Source organism: Enterobacter sp. HMSC16D10 (assembly GCF_001807145.1).
Lineage (GTDB): Bacteria > Pseudomonadota > Gammaproteobacteria > Enterobacterales > Enterobacteriaceae > Enterobacter > Enterobacter roggenkampii.
This window is the reverse complement of record NZ_KV787865.1, coordinates 255,359-272,809: the sequence shown is the minus strand read 5'-3', so window position 1 is coordinate 272,809 and position 17,451 is coordinate 255,359. Positions and strand designations below refer to the sequence as shown.

Annotated in this window: 17 protein-coding genes; 8 read left to right on the top strand and 9 right to left on the bottom strand. The window is 55.3% G+C overall.

Annotated features, from left to right (window positions below):
* Positions 1 to 176: 176 nt before the first annotated feature.
* Positions 177 to 743: a D-glycero-beta-D-manno-heptose 1,7-bisphosphate 7-phosphatase gene (gene gmhB, locus HMPREF3143_RS10375; protein ID WP_008501879.1), complete on the bottom strand. Its 567-nt coding sequence runs from the start codon at positions 741 to 743 to the stop codon at positions 177 to 179.
* A 188-nt stretch (positions 744 to 931) separates the two neighbouring features.
* Here gmhB and metN point away from each other — a divergent pair, with 188 nt between their 5' ends.
* From metN to proS, 6 genes are all read left to right on the top strand, one after another.
* On the top strand, positions 932 to 1,963 hold the full coding sequence (gene metN / locus HMPREF3143_RS10370; protein ID WP_008501880.1) for a methionine ABC transporter ATP-binding protein MetN: 1,032 nt from the start codon (positions 932 to 934) through the stop codon (positions 1,961 to 1,963).
* Positions 1,956 to 2,609 (top strand): methionine ABC transporter permease MetI, encoded by a 654-nt coding sequence (locus HMPREF3143_RS10365; protein ID WP_003856130.1) that lies wholly within the window; start codon positions 1,956 to 1,958, stop codon positions 2,607 to 2,609. Before metN ends, HMPREF3143_RS10365 begins: the two co-directional genes overlap by 8 nt.
* 40 nt (positions 2,610 to 2,649) lie before the next feature.
* Positions 2,650 to 3,465, top strand: a complete 816-nt coding sequence (gene metQ / locus HMPREF3143_RS10360) for a methionine ABC transporter substrate-binding lipoprotein MetQ (protein ID WP_070532974.1) — start codon at positions 2,650 to 2,652, stop codon at positions 3,463 to 3,465.
* A 106-nt stretch (positions 3,466 to 3,571) separates the two neighbouring features.
* Positions 3,572 to 3,976 (top strand): Rcs stress response system protein RcsF, encoded by a 405-nt coding sequence (gene rcsF / locus HMPREF3143_RS10355; RefSeq protein WP_059360717.1) that lies wholly within the window; start codon positions 3,572 to 3,574, stop codon positions 3,974 to 3,976.
* Entirely contained in the window at positions 3,973 to 4,680 is a 708-nt protein-coding gene (gene tsaA, locus HMPREF3143_RS10350) for a tRNA (N6-threonylcarbamoyladenosine(37)-N6)-methyltransferase TrmO (protein ID WP_032675982.1), read from the top strand. Before rcsF ends, tsaA begins: the two co-directional genes overlap by 4 nt.
* A gap of 112 nt (positions 4,681 to 4,792) precedes the next feature.
* Entirely contained in the window at positions 4,793 to 6,511 is a 1,719-nt protein-coding gene (proS, locus tag HMPREF3143_RS10345) for a proline--tRNA ligase (protein ID WP_070532972.1), read from the top strand.
* A 47-nt stretch (positions 6,512 to 6,558) separates the two neighbouring features.
* On the opposite strand, the gene nlpE is transcribed toward proS, so the two are convergent.
* The 3 genes from nlpE to HMPREF3143_RS10330 are packed head-to-tail and all read right to left on the bottom strand — an operon-like array spanning position 6,559 to position 8,256.
* Positions 6,559 to 7,257 carry an envelope stress response activation lipoprotein NlpE gene (gene nlpE / locus HMPREF3143_RS10340; protein WP_021240479.1) on the bottom strand — a complete coding sequence of 233 codons (699 nt, stop codon included), beginning with the start codon at positions 7,255 to 7,257 and terminating at the stop codon, positions 6,559 to 6,561.
* A gap of 34 nt (positions 7,258 to 7,291) precedes the next feature.
* Positions 7,292 to 7,714 (bottom strand): alternative ribosome rescue aminoacyl-tRNA hydrolase ArfB, encoded by a 423-nt coding sequence (arfB, locus tag HMPREF3143_RS10335; protein WP_008501887.1) that lies wholly within the window; start codon positions 7,712 to 7,714, stop codon positions 7,292 to 7,294.
* Complete coding sequence (locus tag HMPREF3143_RS10330) at positions 7,711 to 8,256, bottom strand: YaeQ family protein (RefSeq protein ID WP_021240481.1); 546 nt, start codon at positions 8,254 to 8,256, stop codon at positions 7,711 to 7,713. The genes arfB and HMPREF3143_RS10330 overlap by 4 nt, the downstream gene beginning before the upstream one ends.
* A 196-nt stretch (positions 8,257 to 8,452) precedes the next feature.
* On the opposite strand from HMPREF3143_RS10330, the gene HMPREF3143_RS10325 reads away from it, so the two are divergent.
* Both HMPREF3143_RS10325 and rof read left to right on the top strand, forming a co-directional pair.
* On the top strand, positions 8,453 to 8,653 hold the full coding sequence (locus HMPREF3143_RS10325) for a YaeP family protein (RefSeq protein WP_070532970.1): 201 nt from the start codon (positions 8,453 to 8,455) through the stop codon (positions 8,651 to 8,653).
* A complete protein-coding gene (gene rof, locus HMPREF3143_RS10320) occupies positions 8,640 to 8,900 on the top strand; it encodes a Rho-binding antiterminator (RefSeq protein WP_008501890.1) in 261 nt (86 codons plus the stop codon). Before HMPREF3143_RS10325 ends, rof begins: the two co-directional genes overlap by 14 nt.
* Before the next feature lie 28 nt (positions 8,901 to 8,928).
* On the opposite strand, the gene tilS is transcribed toward rof, so the two are convergent.
* The 5 genes from tilS to dnaE form a co-directional block, all read right to left on the bottom strand.
* On the bottom strand, positions 8,929 to 10,218 hold the full coding sequence (gene tilS / locus HMPREF3143_RS10315; protein ID WP_070532968.1) for a tRNA lysidine(34) synthetase TilS: 1,290 nt from the start codon (positions 10,216 to 10,218) through the stop codon (positions 8,929 to 8,931).
* Positions 10,219 to 10,276: 58 nt separating this feature from the next.
* Positions 10,277 to 10,666 carry a VOC family protein gene (locus HMPREF3143_RS10310; RefSeq protein WP_008501893.1) on the bottom strand — a complete coding sequence of 130 codons (390 nt, stop codon included), beginning with the start codon at positions 10,664 to 10,666 and terminating at the stop codon, positions 10,277 to 10,279.
* Between the two features lie 65 nt (positions 10,667 to 10,731).
* A complete protein-coding gene (locus HMPREF3143_RS10305) occupies positions 10,732 to 12,864 on the bottom strand; it encodes a lysine decarboxylase LdcC (RefSeq protein ID WP_070532966.1) in 2,133 nt (710 codons plus the stop codon).
* 100 nt (positions 12,865 to 12,964) lie between these two features.
* A complete protein-coding gene (gene accA / locus HMPREF3143_RS10300; RefSeq protein WP_008501895.1) occupies positions 12,965 to 13,924 on the bottom strand; it encodes an acetyl-CoA carboxylase carboxyl transferase subunit alpha in 960 nt (319 codons plus the stop codon).
* A 12-nt stretch (positions 13,925 to 13,936) separates the two neighbouring features.
* The gene (gene dnaE / locus HMPREF3143_RS10295; protein WP_045335712.1) at positions 13,937 to 17,419 is read right to left on the bottom strand and encodes a DNA polymerase III subunit alpha; all 3,483 of its coding nucleotides are present in this window, start codon (positions 17,417 to 17,419) and stop codon (positions 13,937 to 13,939) included.
* Positions 17,420 to 17,451 lie beyond the last annotated feature (32 nt).

Here is a 17,451-nt window from a genome sequence, read left to right as displayed (position 1 = left end):
TCCTCTTTCAGAGTCAACCCGTTATTTCAGGATTATTTCTCTTCAACCGAACCGCTTGTTGTGTGAAGTGATTCACATCCGCCGTGTCGATGGAGGCGCATTATAGGGAGCCGCCGAGGAATGACAAGCGGAAAAATGCATTTTTATTTCAACCGCTCACCTTTTCACCAAAAAGGCTATTTTTGGTGCTTTTTAATCTCTTTTGGCAGATCGGCCAGACTATTAATCACCCAATCCGCCGCATTCTCAGCTTCTGGCGTCACTGGCTTGCCGGTACGCACTAATATTTTAGTCCCTACACCCGCGGCTGCGGCTGCCTGCATATCTTCCAGTTTATCGCCCACCATATAAGAAGCCGCCATATCAATGTGCAGGAACTCCTGCGCAGAGATAAACATCCCCGGATGCGGCTTACGGCAATCACAGGTCTGACGATACGCTTCTACGGTTCCCTGCGGATGATGCGGACAATAGTAGATGCCATCCAGATCCACACCGCGGTCGGCAAGTGACCAGTCCATCCATTCGGTCAGCGTCTCGAACTGCGCTTCGGTGAATTTACCACGTGCAATACCAGACTGGTTCGTCACCACCACCAGCGCATAGCCCATCTCTTTCAACTGGCGCATGGCATCTATTACGCCCTCGATAAACTCGAACTCATCAATCTCATGGACATAACCGTGATCCACATTAATAGTGCCGTCACGATCGAGAAAAATTGCGGGTACTGATTTTGCCACCGGTTTGCTCCTGAAAAAGGCATGTTCAGCTAGTATCTCATGAATCGCAGCGCAATAAAGTGCTCATCGTACAGAGTTGGATTGATTTAGACGTCTGGATGCCTTAACATCCGTTTTGTTTACGGTCATCACCCGTATCTGGCAGAAGAAAATGCCACGGCTAACTTACATACGATAAAAATAATCTAATGATTAAACTTTCCAATATCACCAAAGTGTTCCAGCAGGGGAACCGAACCATTCAGGCGCTGAACAACGTCAGCCTGCATGTTCCTGCTGGTCAAATTTATGGCGTCATTGGCGCATCGGGTGCAGGTAAAAGTACGCTGATCCGTTGTGTTAACCTGCTTGAGCGCCCAACCCAGGGCAGCGTAGAAGTTGGCGGCCAGGAACTTACCGCCCTTTCAGAGAAAGAACTCACCAAAGCGCGTCGTCAGATTGGCATGATCTTCCAGCACTTTAACCTGCTGGCTTCCCGCACCGTGTTCGGTAACGTTGCCTTACCGCTGGAGCTGGATAACACGCCGAAAGAAGAAGTGAAGCGTCGCGTCACCGAGCTGCTCGACCTCGTAGGTCTGGGCGACAAACAGGATAGCTACCCGGCAAATCTGTCCGGTGGGCAAAAACAGCGTGTGGCCATTGCCCGCGCGCTGGCGAGCAATCCTAAGGTGCTGCTGTGTGATGAAGCCACCAGCGCACTGGATCCGGCAACCACGCGTTCGATTCTGGAACTGCTGAAAGACATTAACCGTCGCCTGGGCCTGACGATCCTCCTTATTACGCACGAGATGGACGTGGTGAAACGCATCTGCGACTGCGTGGCGGTCATCAGTAACGGTGAACTGATCGAGCAGGACACGGTAAGCGAAGTGTTCTCGCATCCGAAAACCCCGCTGGCGCAGCAGTTCATCCAGTCCACGCTGCATCTGGATATTCCGGAAGATTATCTGGAACGTCTGAAAACAGAAGCAACAGCAGACAGCGTCCCGATGCTGCGCATGGAGTTCACCGGCCAGTCCGTTGATGCTCCCCTGCTTTCCGAAACCGCACGTCGCTTTAACGTGAATAACAACATCATCAGCGCGCAGATGGATTACGCCGGTGGCGTGAAGTTCGGCATCATGCTGACAGAAATGCACGGCACACAAGAAGAAACCCAGGCAGCCATTGCCTGGCTGCAAGAACATCACGTAAAAGTAGAGGTACTGGGTTATGTCTGAGCCGATGATGTGGCTGCTGGTTCGCGGCGTTTGGGAAACGCTGGCAATGACCTTTGTCTCTGGTTTCTTTGGTTTTGTGATTGGCCTGCCGGTCGGCGTGTTGCTGTACGTGACGCGTCCGGGTCAAATCATTGAGAACGCGAAGCTGTACCGTACGCTCTCTGCGCTGGTGAACATCTTCCGTTCTATCCCGTTCATTATCTTACTGGTGTGGATGATTCCGTTTACCCGCGTGATCGTCGGAACGTCTATCGGTCTGCAGGCGGCGATCGTTCCGCTGACCGTTGGCGCTGCGCCGTTTATCGCCCGTATGGTGGAAAACGCCCTGCTGGAGATCCCAACCGGTTTGATCGAAGCGTCCCGCGCGATGGGCGCCACGCCGATGCAGATCGTCCGCAAGGTTCTGCTGCCTGAGGCACTGCCAGGGCTGGTGAATGCGGCAACCATTACGCTTATCACCCTGGTCGGTTATTCCGCGATGGGCGGTGCCGTAGGCGCGGGCGGTTTAGGTCAGATTGGTTACCAGTACGGCTATATTGGATATAACGCGACCGTGATGAATACCGTTCTGGTATTGCTGGTTGTTCTGGTTTACTTAATCCAGTTCTCTGGCGATCGCATCGTCCGGGCTGTTACGCACAAATAACGTTACACACAACATAAACTCTACGAGTTAAGGATAAAACATGGCGTTTAAATTAAAGACCTTCGCAGCAGTAGGCGCGCTGATCGGCTCTCTGGTACTGGTGGGTTGCGGTCAGGATGAAAAAGATCCGAACCACATTAAAGTGGGCGTTATCGTAGGTGCAGAACAGCAGGTTGCAGAAGTTGCTCAAAAAGTAGCGAAAGAGAAATATGGCCTGGACGTGGAACTGGTGACCTTCAACGATTATGTTCTGCCGAACGAAGCGCTGAGCAAAGGTGATATCGACGCGAACGCCTTCCAGCATAAACCATACCTGGACCAGCAGATCAAAGATCGCGGCTATAAACTGGTGGGCGTGGGTAATACCTTCGTTTATCCAATTGCCGGTTACTCTAAGAAAATTAAATCCCTGGACGAGCTGCAGCCGGGCTCTCAGGTTGCCGTCCCTAACGACCCAACTAACCTTGGTCGTTCCCTGCTGCTGCTGCAGAAAGTGGGCCTGATCAAACTGAAAGACGGTGTTGGCCTGCTGCCAACCGTTCTGGATGTCACCGAGAACCCGAAAAATCTGAAAATTGTTGAGCTGGAAGCACCGCAGCTGCCACGTTCTCTGGACGATGCGCAGATTGCCCTGGCCGTTATCAACACCACGTACGCCAGCCAGATTGGCCTGACCCCAGCTAAAGACGGTATCTTCGTTGAAGATAAAGACTCTCCATACGTAAACCTGATCGTGACTCGCGAAGACAACAAAGACGCGGAAAACGTGAAGAAATTCGTACAGGCCTATCAGTCTGACGAAGTTTACCAGGAAGCCAACAAAGTGTTTAACGGCGGCGCTGTTAAAGGCTGGTAATCTCACCTCAGTGTAATATCATCAGGACGGGCTTATGCCCGTCTTGTCATTTGTGCAGTCAACTGATTCAATATCTGACGTTTTGATTATCCATTGAGGAAATATTATGCGTGCTTTACCGATCTGTCTTTTAGCACTCATGCTGAGCGGCTGTTCTATGCTAAGCAGATCTCCCGTTGAACCTGTTCAAAGCACGGCAACCCCGCCAAAGACCGAGCCTGCGAAACCGAAAGTGGCACGCCCTGCGCCGGTTCGCATTATCACGAAAGCGGATGAACTCGTCGGTAAACCGTTCCGTGAACTGGGCGAAGTGAGCGGCGAATCCTGTCAGGCGACCAATCAGGACTCACCACCGAATATCCCGACAGCGCGTAAACGCATGCAGATTAATGCCGCAAAAATGAAAGCCAACGCGGTCCTGCTGCACAGCTGTGAAGTCACCAGCGGCACGCCGGGCTGCTACCGTCAGGCGGTGTGCATCGGTTCTGCGCTGAACATCACGGCGAAATGAGTGCATTTCAGTTCGAGCAGATAGGCGTTATCCACTCTCCTTACAAAGAGAAGTTCGCCGTCCCCCGCCAGCCCGGTCTTGTCACCAGCGGACGCGGTGAGCTTCACCTGATTGCGCCTTACAATCAGGCCGATGCGGTACGCGGGCTTGAGGCGTTCAGCCACCTGTGGGTGGTGTTCGTGTTTCACCAGACGATGGAAGGCGGCTGGCGTCCTACCGTGCGTCCTCCTCGTCTTGGCGGCAATGCGAGAATGGGGGTGTTTGCGACGCGCTCGACCTTCCGTCCAAACCCGGTTGGCATGTCGCTAGTTGAACTGAAAGGCATACGCTGCCAGAAAGATCGGGTGATACTGGAGTTAGGTAGCCTGGACCTAGTAGACGGCACGCCGGTGATCGACATCAAACCCTATTTGCCCTTCGCCGAAGCCCTTCCGGACGCGCGTGCAAGCTATGCTCAGGACGCCCCACAGGCGGACATGCCTGTATATTTTACGCCTGAGATAACCGCTCAGTTCGGCCAACTGGAGAAACGCTATCCTCGCTTACGGGATTTCATCACCGAAGTTCTGGCACAGGACCCGCGTCCGGCCTACCGTAAAGAAGAGGAAGCAGGTAAAACGTACGCCGTCTGGCTGCTGGATTTTAACGTTCGCTGGCGCGTCACCGGGGCAGGTTTTGAAGTGTTTGCCCTTGAACCCAGGTAATTTTGTTCTCCTCTCTTTTGGCATCTTTGCCACACTGGTAAACTAAACCACTTTTTTTGTGTCAGGCTGGTGTTTCAGCCTGTTCCAATCGTCGAAATGGAACCGTAACAACATGCGTACTAGCCAATATCTGCTCTCCACTCTGAAGGAGACGCCTGCCGACGCCGAAGTGATCAGCCATCAGCTGATGCTGCGCGCCGGGATGATCCGCAAGCTGGCCTCCGGGTTATACACCTGGCTGCCGACCGGCGTGCGCGTCCTGAAAAAAGTCGAAAACATCGTGCGTGAAGAGATGAACAACGCCGGTGCTATCGAGGTGTCCATGCCTGTGGTTCAGCCCGCTGACCTGTGGCAGGAGAGCGGTCGTTGGGAACAGTATGGTCCTGAACTGCTGCGCTTCGTCGATCGTGGCGAGCGTCCGTTCGTTCTCGGCCCAACGCATGAAGAAGTCATCACCGACCTGATTCGTAATGAGCTGAGCTCTTACAAACAGCTGCCGCTGAACTTCTTCCAGATCCAGACCAAGTTCCGTGACGAAGTTCGCCCGCGTTTCGGCGTCATGCGCTCTCGCGAATTCCTGATGAAAGACGCCTACTCTTTCCATACCTCTCAGGAATCCCTGCAAGAGACCTACGACGCAATGTACGCGGCGTACAGCAAAATCTTCTCCCGCATGGGGCTGGATTTCCGTGCTGTGCAGGCCGATACCGGCTCCATCGGCGGTAGCGCATCTCATGAATTCCAGGTACTGGCGCAGAGTGGTGAAGACGATGTGATCTTCTCTGACTCTTCCGATTACGCGGCGAACATCGAATTCGCAGAAGCGCTGGCACCAAAAGAACCACGTGCTGCGGCAACGCAAGAGATGACGCTGGTTGATACGCCAAACGCGAAAACCATTGCCGAGCTGGTTGAGCAGTTCAACCTGCCGATCGAAAAAACCGTGAAGACGCTGCTGGTGAAAGCCACCGAAGGGAGCGCTTACCCGCTGGTTGCCCTTCTGGTGCGTGGCGATCACGAGCTGAACGAAGTGAAAGCTGAGAAGCTGCCGCAGGTCGCCAGCCCGCTGACGTTCGCCACGGAAGCGGAAATCCGCGCCGTGGTCAATGCTGGCCCAGGTTCTCTCGGTCCGGTGAATATGCCGGTTCCTGTTGTTATTGACCGCACGGTAGCCGCGATGAGCGACTTCTCCGCCGGTGCTAACATCGACGGTAAACACTACTTCGGCATCAACTGGGATCGCGACGTGGCGACGCCGGAAGTAGCAGACATCCGTAACGTGGTCGCAGGCGATCCAAGCCCGGACGGTCAGGGTACCCTGATGATCAAGCGCGGCATTGAAGTCGGTCACATCTTCCAGCTGGGTGATAAATACTCTCGCGCGCTGAACGCCGCTGTTCAGGGTGAAGATGGCCGTAACCAGATCCTGACCATGGGTTGCTACGGTATCGGGGTGACGCGCGTGGTAGCTGCTGCCATTGAGCAGAACTATGACGAGCGCGGCATCGTCTGGCCAGACAACATCGCGCCGTTCCAGGTTGCGATTCTGCCAATGAACATGCACAAGTCTTACCGCGTGCAGGAGCTGGCCGAGAAGGTGTATGCCGAGCTGCGTGCGCAGGGTATCGAAGTGCTGATGGATGACCGTAAAGAGCGTCCGGGCGTGATGTTTGCCGATATGGAACTGATCGGTATCCCACACACCGTCGTGATCGGCGACCGTAACCTCGACAGCGACGAGATTGAATACAAATACCGTCGCAGCGGCGAAAAACAGATGATCAAGACCGGCGACATTCTTGATTACCTGGTGAAAGCCATCAAAGGCTAAACAAAAAACCCCGCTCAGGCGGGGTTTTTTAATGGCTCAGCGTCAGCTTATTTACTGTTACAGTCTTTACCCGCAACAAACTTCGCGTCTTTATCCGCCACCAGCGTTTTCACCATCTCTCCACTATCCGGGTTTGGCTCCAGTGTAAAGTGACCGTCAACCGTCAGCAATACCGGCTTGCTGTCATTGCCGCGCGCCACCGCGTAATCACGTTCAAGCTGCGCATTGTTTGCCACGCTGACCTTCTTACCGGTTGCGCAGTCGGTAAAGATCGCCGCATCCGCCATGTAGAAGTACATCCCCCGCATCGCCATCGGCGTCGCGGGCAGAGCCGCTTTTACCGGCGCCAGCGTGTAGTTAAACTGGGATTCAATTGGATTGCCTTCACGATCCAGCATCTCCATCCCCTCGCCTTTGGCGCGGAAATAAGTTTTCTCGCCAGCGGTATCCGTCAGAACCAGCTTCTCCGCCGTTCGCGCCCATGTTCCATAAGTTGCAAAAGAAGAAGGCTCTTTTGCGCCCTGATAGCGCTGGTTCATCACCCAGGTGCCGTCTTTTTGCAGGAACAGGGACGTTTCAATGCCTTCACAGTCCGCGCAAGGCAATACGCCACGCCAGCTCTGCTGCATCGGTTTTAATTCTTCCGTCTGCGTAGGTTGTAAAACCTGCGTTTCTGAACGGTTGTTACACCCGAAAAGCGCAAACAGCGTACTCACTGCCAGCGCTGACCATAATGCTTTTTTCACAATGAATTCCTTATGAAAAGTGTGTTCCCTTTCGTCACTCTGTGGGGCGACGAACTTTACCGCGTAGTGCTTTCACTGTGGATTTTTGGGCCTTCGAGGCCAGCCGACGCTCTTTCGATGCGCGGGTTGGCCGCGTTGCCCGGCGGCTTTTTTGTACTGCCGTTAATTCTTTGATGACCGCCACCAGCCTGGCTATCGCAGCTTCCCGGTTGAGCTCCTGGCTGCGGTATTCCTGGGCTTTGATCACCATCACGCCATCGCTGGTGATCAGGTGATGGCTGGCAGCAAGCAGACTTTCTTTATAATACTCTGGCAGGCTTGAGGCCCGAATGTCAAAACGCAAATGGATTGCCGTTGAGGCCTTGTTGACGTGCTGCCCACCTGCCCCCTGAGCACGGATGGCGGTGATCTCCAGCTCGTTGTCCGGAATGCTGACGTTTCGGGACAAGACGATCATGAGGCCGGTTGCCACGCCGTCAAATGAATTTCCAGATTATTCTGAGAATCAGAGAGCCAGATGGCACCGTCCTGAATCGTCGCCTGCAACACCATGGTCCGGCTGGCAAAGTCGCTCAGCTGCGCCAGTTGCTCATCATCCAGATACCAGACCGTGAGATTTTTAAACTGTCCGCACTTGCTTTTGTTTTGCTGCCACCAAATCTCCGCAGCGCGCTGATTATACGCGAATAAGGCCACTTCAGCGGACTGAGTGCAGGCCTTCTTAATTCTTCGTTCGTCCGGCAGTCCAAGTTCGATCCACAAATCAATACCCAGATGATCGTTGCGCAGCCAGGCTTCTGGCTCGTCTTCTGCGCTTAACCCACGGGTAAACTGCAGACGCTCGTCAGCGTACTTAATCCACGCCAGCAGGCGCAGCATCATGCGCTCCTGGGTTTCGGAGGGGTGGCGAGCCAGCGTCAGCGAGGCGTCCAGGAACTGGTTGCGATCGAGATCGGCCACATTGACCACTGCTTTATAAATTGTCGCTTTCAGCGCCATGAGAGAACTCCATTCGAATCAGGCGCTCATTGTAGCGAAAACCGCGGCAAAAGGCTGTTGTAGGGTGATAAATACACCGCTATCAAGGCGCTGATATTGCTTAAATGAGTATGGTATAGTCACCTTGCTAAACCGAGTTTATCTTCGTAGGCTTAATGATATCTCACAGTAAGTCAGTGCGCTGGCGGGAGGGGATGTGAATAATTATTGTGAGTTAATTCGCAAACGGTATGCGGAAATCGCCAGCGGAGATCTGGGGTATGTCCCGGACGCGTTGGGCTGTGTATTGAAAGTGCTTAATGAAGTGGCCTCTGATGAGAGCCTTTCAGAGTCGGTCAGGGAAAAAGCAGCGTATGCTGCGGCGAATTTACTGGTGAGCGATTATGTCAATGAATGATACTTATCAACCCATCAATTGTGATGACTATGACAACCTCGAACTCGCCTGCCAGCATCATTTATTACTGACGCTGGAGCTAAAAGATGGCGAAGTGTTGAAGGCGAAGGCCAGCGATCTGGTTTCACGTAAGAATGTGGAATACCTGATAGTGGAAGATGCCGGTGCGACGCGTGAGCTGCGCCTGGATAAAATAGCCAGCTTCAGCCACCCGCAAATCGGCACCGTCGTGGTGAGCGAATCCTGATGACATTAACGGGCAGCCTGGCTGCCCGTTACGCTTTCTGCCACTCAAACCTGACACCCTCTTCCGCCCATCCCGCTTCCGTGATGAAAACCCCTGCCGCAGCAATCAATGTTTCACCATAGAACAGCAGCGGCGTGGTGTCGCGCAGCCACGGCGGCACGTTGCACTCCTGCCAGATTTTCTTCAGCTTGCGTCCCCCGTTGCGCCCGACAATATGCAGCATGCCGCCAGCCCTAAAGCGTACCGTTACCGGTTCTCCTGCCTCTGGCAGCCTCACATGACCAGACGGTATAAGAGAAACACGTCCAGCGTCAGCGGGCAATATCAGCGGAAGCGCAGGTGAAAGCCAGTCGAGCACCACATTGGTCAGTGAGGGCGTTGATTTTACCCACCAGAGTTCCCCTTTGTAGCGCCTTACGTCAAAACCATTCAGATGGACGCACGGGGAAGCATCCTCCCGCGCCAGGGCAACCTCGTCCCAGATACGGTTTAGCATCGCCCGCGACGGCATCGCGGCGTGATGAGAGGCCAGCCAGCGCCGTAGCAGCGCGGCGCGGCGCACCGGGCTCATCGCTTCCAGCGGTGCAATCGCCAGCGCTCCGTCTTCAGAAATCAGTTCAGCCAGCTCGTCACTCAACAGCTCGTCCAGCAGCGATTCCTGTTCGGCGCACAGCATAGCGCTTCTTGCCGTCGCGTCGGCGAAATGCGGCCAGCGCTCGCTCAATAGCGGGAGGACGCGCAGACGCAGAAAGTTACGGTCATAGCCGTCATCCTGGTTGCTCTCATCTTCAATCCAGCTGAGCTGATGTTCTCGCGCCCAGGCCTCAAGCGAGGCGCGCGTCTCGCCAAGCAGCGGACGCAGTAACGTTGTACCGGCAAACTCAGAACGCTCAGGCATGGCTGAAAGCCCTGCCGGTCCGCTGCCCCGCTTAAGCGCCAGCAGAAAGGTTTCACACTGATCGTCCAGGTGCTGGGCCGTGACCAGTGCTTCTCCTGTACGCAATGCCCCGGCAAAGGCGGCATAGCGGGCTTTACGCGCCTGCGCCTCAATGCCCAGCCCTTCCTCCGCAAGCGTGACGCGCTCGACGAGAAGCGGGATCGCCCACGCCGCACACATAGCTTCGCAGTGCGCCACCCACTCCTCTGCGCGAGGACTTAATCCGTGATGAATATGTATCGCCCGCAGCTGGACGTCAGGCTCCCGATCGCGCCAGCGTTTAAGACGATGGAGCAGAACGGTGGAATCCAGGCCACCGCTAAACCCCACCAGCAGCTGGCGGTACGGTGAAACGGCGTGTGCGATAGCGGGTAAGGTCATAGGGAATTACATATAAAAAATGCCCGAACTGAGCGGGCATTATCACACAGGACGAAGATTACTGCTGATAAAGCTCCAGCGGCAGGCCGTCCGGGTCGTTGAAAAAGGTAAAGCGCTTGTCGGTAAACGGATCGACGCGGATTGCTTCACACGTCACGCCGTGCGCTTCCAGATGTTTTACTGCGCTATCCAGGTCATCGACGCTGAAGGCAAGATGGCGCAGGCCGCAGGCTTCCGGACGGGACGGACGCGCAGGCGGAAAAGGAAAAGAGAACAGTTCAATCACATACTGCCCGTTTAACGCCAGGTCGCCCTTCCAGGAGTCGCGCTCCTCGCGGTAGGCCTCGCTCAACAGCGTAAAGCCGAGAATGTCGCAGTAGAAGGCCTTACTCTTCGCGTAATCGGTCGCAATGATCGCAATATGATGAACAGCTTTTAAACCCAGCATAGCTTCTCCTTTTTATGATGCCTGAACGTTACAACCGAAAACCCGCACCTGGCAAGCGGTCACTCTTATTTTAGGACTCGCACCCAGTACACGCCGTTTTCGTCGCGCTTCGCACCGTGGATATCCGTCTCAAAACCGGGATAGTGACGCCCTACCGAACAGAGCATCAGCAGGAAATCGAGCACGGCCCGACTCTCTTCGGTAATCATCTCTCCCGGCATGAGGAGCGGTACGCCCGGCGGATACGGCAGGATCATGTTTGCCGATACGCGCCCAACCAGATTTTCCAGCTCGACGGTTTCGACCTCCCCCCTCACCTGGCGCTGCCACGCCTTGTGCGGGGTAAACTTCATCTCCGGCAACACATCGAACGCCTGTAGCATCAGACGCGGCAGATCGTGCTGACGGATCAGCCTGTGGATCCCCTGGGCCAGATCCTGAATACGCATATTGCGGTAGAAGTCAGGATCTTCCGCGTAGAGATCCGGCAGCATGTTCTTCACCCGCAGGTTGAGATCGTAGGCGCGCTTAAATTCCATCAGACCGCGCAGCAGCCCCATCGCCCGGGTTTTATCGATCCCGATGCTGAACAGAAACAGCAAATTATAGGGGCCTGTTTTCTCCACCACCACGCCGCGTTCATCAAGGAACTTCGCCACCAGCGCAGCCGGGATCCCTTCCTCGCTCATCTTGCCCTGCTCATCCATACCCGGCGTCAGGATCGTCACCTTAACCGGGTCGAGGAACATATGGTCACTATCGGCATCCCGGAAGCCATGCCAGTCTTCGCCGGGCGAAACCGGCCAGCATTCTGCTTCATCAATCTCTTCCGGCTGCCAGATATCAAAGAACCAGCCGTCAGCTTCCTCTTTCAGCCGCTGAACCTCTTTACGGAAATGCAGCGCGCGCTCCACAGAGCGATTGATAAGACGTTTACCGGGATTGCCGCGCAGCATCGCCGCAGCCGTTTCGATAGACGCCACCAGCGGATAGCTTGGTGAGGTGGTGGTATGCATCATAAAGGCTTCGTTAAAGGTCTCTTCGTCGTACTCGCCTTTGATATGAATCAGCGAAGCCTGGGAAAACGCGGCCAGCATTTTGTGCGTCGACTGCGTTTCAAAGAACACTTTGCCCGGCACGCGTTCACCGCTCATGCCGCTTTTACCCGCGTAAATCGGGTGGAAATTGGTGTACGGTACCCACGCGGAATCGAAGTGGATCGACGGCACGTCCAAAGTCTTTTTGATCCAGTTCGTGTTGTACAGCAGACCGTCATAGGTCGAGTTGGTGATCACCGCATGGACAGGCCAGCCTGCGCCAGGGATCGTCGCGACCTTGCTTTCAATGGCTTCATGCGTGAACTCCCGGCGTGGAATGCCGCCCAGAATGCCGAGCGCGTTACGCGTGGGCGACAGCCAGAGCGGTACAACGTCGCTCATCATCAGCAGGTGCGCCAGCGATTTATGGCAGTTACGGTCAATCAGCAGGGTGCTCCCCGCAGGCGCGGCATACATTCCGACGATTTTGTTCGAGGTCGAGGTGCCGTTGGTCACCATATAGCTCTGCTCGGCCCCAAAGGTGCGGGCGATATACTCTTCGGCTTCCAGATGCGGTCCGGTATGATCCAGCAGCGAGCCTAATTCGGTGACTGAAATGGACACGTCCGCTTTCAGCGTGTTGCCACCAAAGAAATCATAGAACAGGCAGCCCACCGGGCTTTTTTGGTAGGCCGTTCCCGCCATATGCCCAGGCGTACAGAAGGTATATTTCCCCTCTTTCACGTAGGTGAAGAGCGCCCGGGTAAAGGGCGGCGTAATGTTATCGAGATATTCATTCGTGTATTGCTGAATTCGGGTCGCAATGTCTTCCGCCACGCCGAGGGAATATTCAAAGAACCACAGTGCCATACGCATATCATTGGCGCTGACGTCCATGGTTGAGTGGGTATTAATAAACGCGTACAGCGGGAGATATTCGTTCAGCTTGTTGATGTCGCTGCACAGTTCGAGGTCATATTCATCCCAGTCGAAGATCACGCCGCAGATACGCGGGTTATGCTCGATGAACTTCAGCAGATCGGCGCTGTTGTGCGGCCAGATTAGCTGATACCCGCGCGACTGCAGGGCTTGCTCCAGCTCCTTAATCGGCTCATCTTTATAAAAGACGCCGTGTGGCCCCATAACGGCAATGATATTCATGGGCTTCCTCCTTAAAAAACATTAGCTAAGCATAGTCCGGCTAAACCGCAGGTATAAAAAAAGCCGCAACATTGTGCGGCTTTTCAGATAATTGTGAAGCTTACGCGTAGCCGTAAGTCATCAGACGCTGGTAACGGCGGTTGAGCAGATCTTCTTTGCTCAGCACGTCCAGGTCTGCCAGATCGGCCAGCAGCTGCGCTTTCAGGGACGCCGCCATCACTTCCGGCTTACGATGTGCCCCACCCAGTGGTTCCGGGATGATGGAATCGATCAGCTTAAGCTCTTTCAGGCGTGGCGCAATGATGCCCATCGCTTCGGCAGCCAGAGGCGCTTTGTCGGCACTCTTCCACAGAATAGACGCGCAGCCTTCCGGGGAGATTACGGAATAGGTGCTGTACTGCAGCATATTCACTTTATCACCCACGCCAATCGCCAGCGCGCCACCGGAACCACCCTCACCGATAACGGTACAGATGACCGGCACCTTCAGACGAGACATCTCGCGCAGGTTGCGCGCGATAGCTTCAGACTGACCGCGCTCTTCCGCACCCACGCCAGGGTAGGCACCCGGGGTGTCGATGAAGGTGATGATTGGCATGTTGAAACGCTCAGCCATCTCCATCAGACGCAGGGCTTTACGGTAGCCTTCTGGTGCTGGCATACCAAAGTTACGACGGATTTTCTCTTTGGTTTCACGGCCTTTCTGATGACCAATGATCATCACCGGGCGTCCGTCCAGACGCGCGATACCACCAACGATAGCTTTATCGTCAGCGTATGCGCGATCGCCTGCCAGTTCGTCAAATTCGTCAAACGCCAGGCGGACATAATCCAGGGTGTACGGACGCTGTGGATGGCGTGCCAGCTGGGCCACCTGCCATGCGCCGAGATCGGCAAAGATTTTGCGCGTCAGCTCCACGCTTTTCTCGCGCAGACGATGCACTTCTTCGTCGATGTTAATATCCAGTTTTTCATCCTGACGGCTTACCGCTGTCAGAGAATCGATTTTCGCTTCCAGCTCAGCAATCGGCTGTTCGAAATCAAGGAAATTCAGACTCATAGTATTCCTGTATTAGTCAAACTCCAGTTCCACCTGCTCCGAACCAATGAGGCCACGGAGATCGTTCAGTAAACGATCGCTCGGAGAGACACGCCACGTTGCACCAAAGCGCAACCGCGCACGTGCATCCGCCCTCTGATAGTAGAGATGTACTGGAATTGTCCCCGAGCGGTGGGGTTCCAGAGACTGACGGAGTCGGTTTAAAAGCTGGTCATCAATTTGCCTGTCCGTCAGCGAGATAGCAAGCCCGCGAGCATATTTTTCCCGGGCTTCGTCAATGTCCATCACTTCGCGGGCGGTCATTTTAAGCCCCCCGCTGAAGTCATCAAAGCTGACCTGTCCGCTGACGATAAGTATGCGGTCTTTTTCCAGCAATTGCTGGTATTTATCCAGCGCGTCGGTGAACAACATCACCTCCAGACGCCCGGAACGGTCATCCAACGTACAGATGCCGATACGATTGCCGCGCTTGGTGACCATAACCCTTGCAGCAATCACGAGCCCCGCAGCCGTGGTGATTTTACCACGTTCTGTCGGATGCATGTCTTTTAGCCTGTGGCCGCCGACATAGCGCTCAATTTCTTTAATGTACTGGTTGATCGGGTGACCCGTCAGGTACAAACCTAACGTTTCACGCTCGCCGTCCAGCACCACCTGTTCTGGCCACGGCTGGCAGTTGGAATACGACTGTTCAATCTGCTCCGGCTCTTCCGCCAGCACCCCGAACATATCCGCCTGGCCAATGGCTTCCGCTTTCGCGTGCTGATCCGCCGCTTTCAGGGCGTCGCCCAGCGAGTTCATCAGCGCGGCGCGGTGCGGCCCAAGCCTGTCGAACGCGCCGGACATGATCAGTTTTTCCAGCACGCGGCGATTCAGCTTTTTGGTATCGGTACGGGCGCAAAGATCGAACAGCTCGCGGAAATACCCGCCGTTGTTGCGCGCTTCGATGATCGCCTCGATCGGCCCCTCGCCCACGCCCTTGATCGCGCCGATCCCGTAAACGATCTCCCCGTCGTCGTTGACGTGGAAATGGTAGAGACCTGAGTTAATATCCGGCGGCAGGATCTTCAGCCCCATGCGCCAGCACTCATCCACCAGGCCCACCACCTTCTCGGTGTTGTCCATATCGGCGGTCATTACCGCCGCCATAAACTCCGCAGGATAGTGTGCCTTCAGCCACAGCGTTTGATACGACACCAAAGCATAGGCGGCTGAGTGAGATTTGTTAAATCCGTACCCGGCGAATTTCTCCACCAGGTCGAAGATTTTCATCGCCAGCTCGCCGTCAACGCCGTTTTTCTTCGCCCCGTCTTCAAAGATGGAGCGCTGCTTGGCCATCTCTTCCGGCTTTTTCTTACCCATCGCACGACGCAGCATGTCCGCGCCGCCGAGCGTATAGCCGGAAAGCACCTGGGCGATCTGCATCACCTGTTCCTGATACAGGATGATGCCATAGGTTGGCTCCAGTACCGGCTTCAGGCTTTCGTGCTGCCACTGAACGTCCGGGTAGGAAATCTCTTCGCGCCCGTGCTTACGGTCGATAAAGTTATCTACCATCCCTGACTGCAGCGGGCCCGGACGGAACAGGGCCACCAGCGCGATCATATCTTCGAAGCAGTCGGGCTGCAGACGCTTAATCAGATCTTTCATGCCGCGGGATTCAAGCTGGAAGACAGCAGTGGTCTCCGAGCGCTGCAGCATGTCGAAACTTTTCTTGTCGTCCAGCGGGATGGCCGCGATATCCAACGGCGGCTCGCCGTTCTTCTCGCGGCGGGCGTTGATCATCTCCAGCGCCCAGTTGATGATGGTCAGCGTACGCAGGCCAAGGAAGTCAAACTTCACCAGCCCGGCGTATTCTACGTCGTTCTTGTCGAACTGGGTGACCGGATGCTGGCCCGCTTCATCGCAATACAGCGGCGCGAAGTCGGTGATTTTGGTCGGGGCGATAACCACGCCCCCCGCATGCTTACCGGCGTTACGCGTGACGCCTTCCAGCTTGCGCGCCATGTCGATCAGCGCTTTGACCTCTTCGTCCGCTTCATAGATTTCCGGCAGCTGCGGTTCAGCCTCAAAGGCTTTTGCCAGCGTCATGCCCGGATCGGGCGGCACCAGTTTAGAGATGCGATCGACAAACCCGTACGGGTGGCCCAGCACGCGGCCCACGTCGCGGATAACCGCTTTCGCCGCCATCGTACCGAAGGTAATGATCTGCGATACCGCATCACGGCCGTACATATCGGCCACGTGCTCGATCACCTGGTCACGTTTCTCCATGCAGAAGTCGACGTCGAAGTCGGGCATCGAGACACGTTCCGGGTTGAGGAAACGTTCGAACAGCAGGTCGAATTCCAGCGGATCGAGGTCGGTAATTTTCAGCGCATACGCCACCAGCGAACCAGCGCCGGAGCCACGCCCCGGTCCAACCGGCACGCCGTTATCCTTCGACCACTGGATGAACTCCATAACGATAAGGAAGTAGCCCGGGAAGCCCATCTGGTTGATCACCTGGAGTTCAATGTCCAGGCGTTCGTCATACTCCGGACGACGCTTTTTACGCTCTTCTTCATCCGGGAACAGGAATTCCAGACGCTCTTCCAGACCTTCTTTCGATTTCATGACCAGGAAATCTTCCGTGGTCATGTCACCCGTCGGGAACTGCGGCAGGAAGTATTCGCCAAGGCGGACGGTGACGTTGCAGCGCTTGGCGATCTCTACGCTGTTTTCCAGCGCTTCGGGGATATCGGAGAAGAGCTCACACATCTCCTCCTCGCTGCGCATGTACTGTTGTGCGGAGTAATTGCGCGGCCGCTTCGGATCGTCGAGGGTAAAGCCATCGTGGATCGCCACGCGAATTTCGTGAGCGTCAAAATCGCCCGCCTCAAGGAACCGCACGTCGTTGGTGGCCACTACGGGCAACCCGCGCTCCTCTGCGAGCGCCACGGCGGCATGAAGATAGCTCTCTTCATCCTGACGGCCGGTACGGATCAACTCCAGGTAATAACGATTCGGGAAATATTCTTCATAGAACGAGACGCATTGCTCCACCAGCGCGCTGTTACCGCGCAGCAGGGATTTGCCGACGTCCCCCATCCGGCCGCCTGAGATCAGGAGCAGCCCTTCGTTCAGTTCAGCCAGCCAGTCGCGGTCGATCCACGGTCCCAGCGCGCCGTAACCGCGCTGATAGGCTTTGGAGATCAAAAGTGTGAGGTTTTGGTAACCCGTGTTGTTCATCGCCAGCACGGAGATTTGCGTCAGTTCATCCCCGATGAGATCGCTCTGCACATGAAAATCTGCCCCGACAATAGGCTTCATCCCCGCGCCGTGCGCCGTTCCGTAGAACTTCACCAGGCCACACAGGTTGGTAAAATCGGTGATCGCCAGCGCAGGCATGCCAAGCGAGGCCGCCTTTTTTACCAGCGGCCCGGTCTTCGCCAGCCCATCGATCATGGAGTAGTCGCTATGCACCCGCAGGTGTACGAAACGTGGTTCAGCCATCTTCAGATTCCGCGTTACTTAATTGCTTGCGT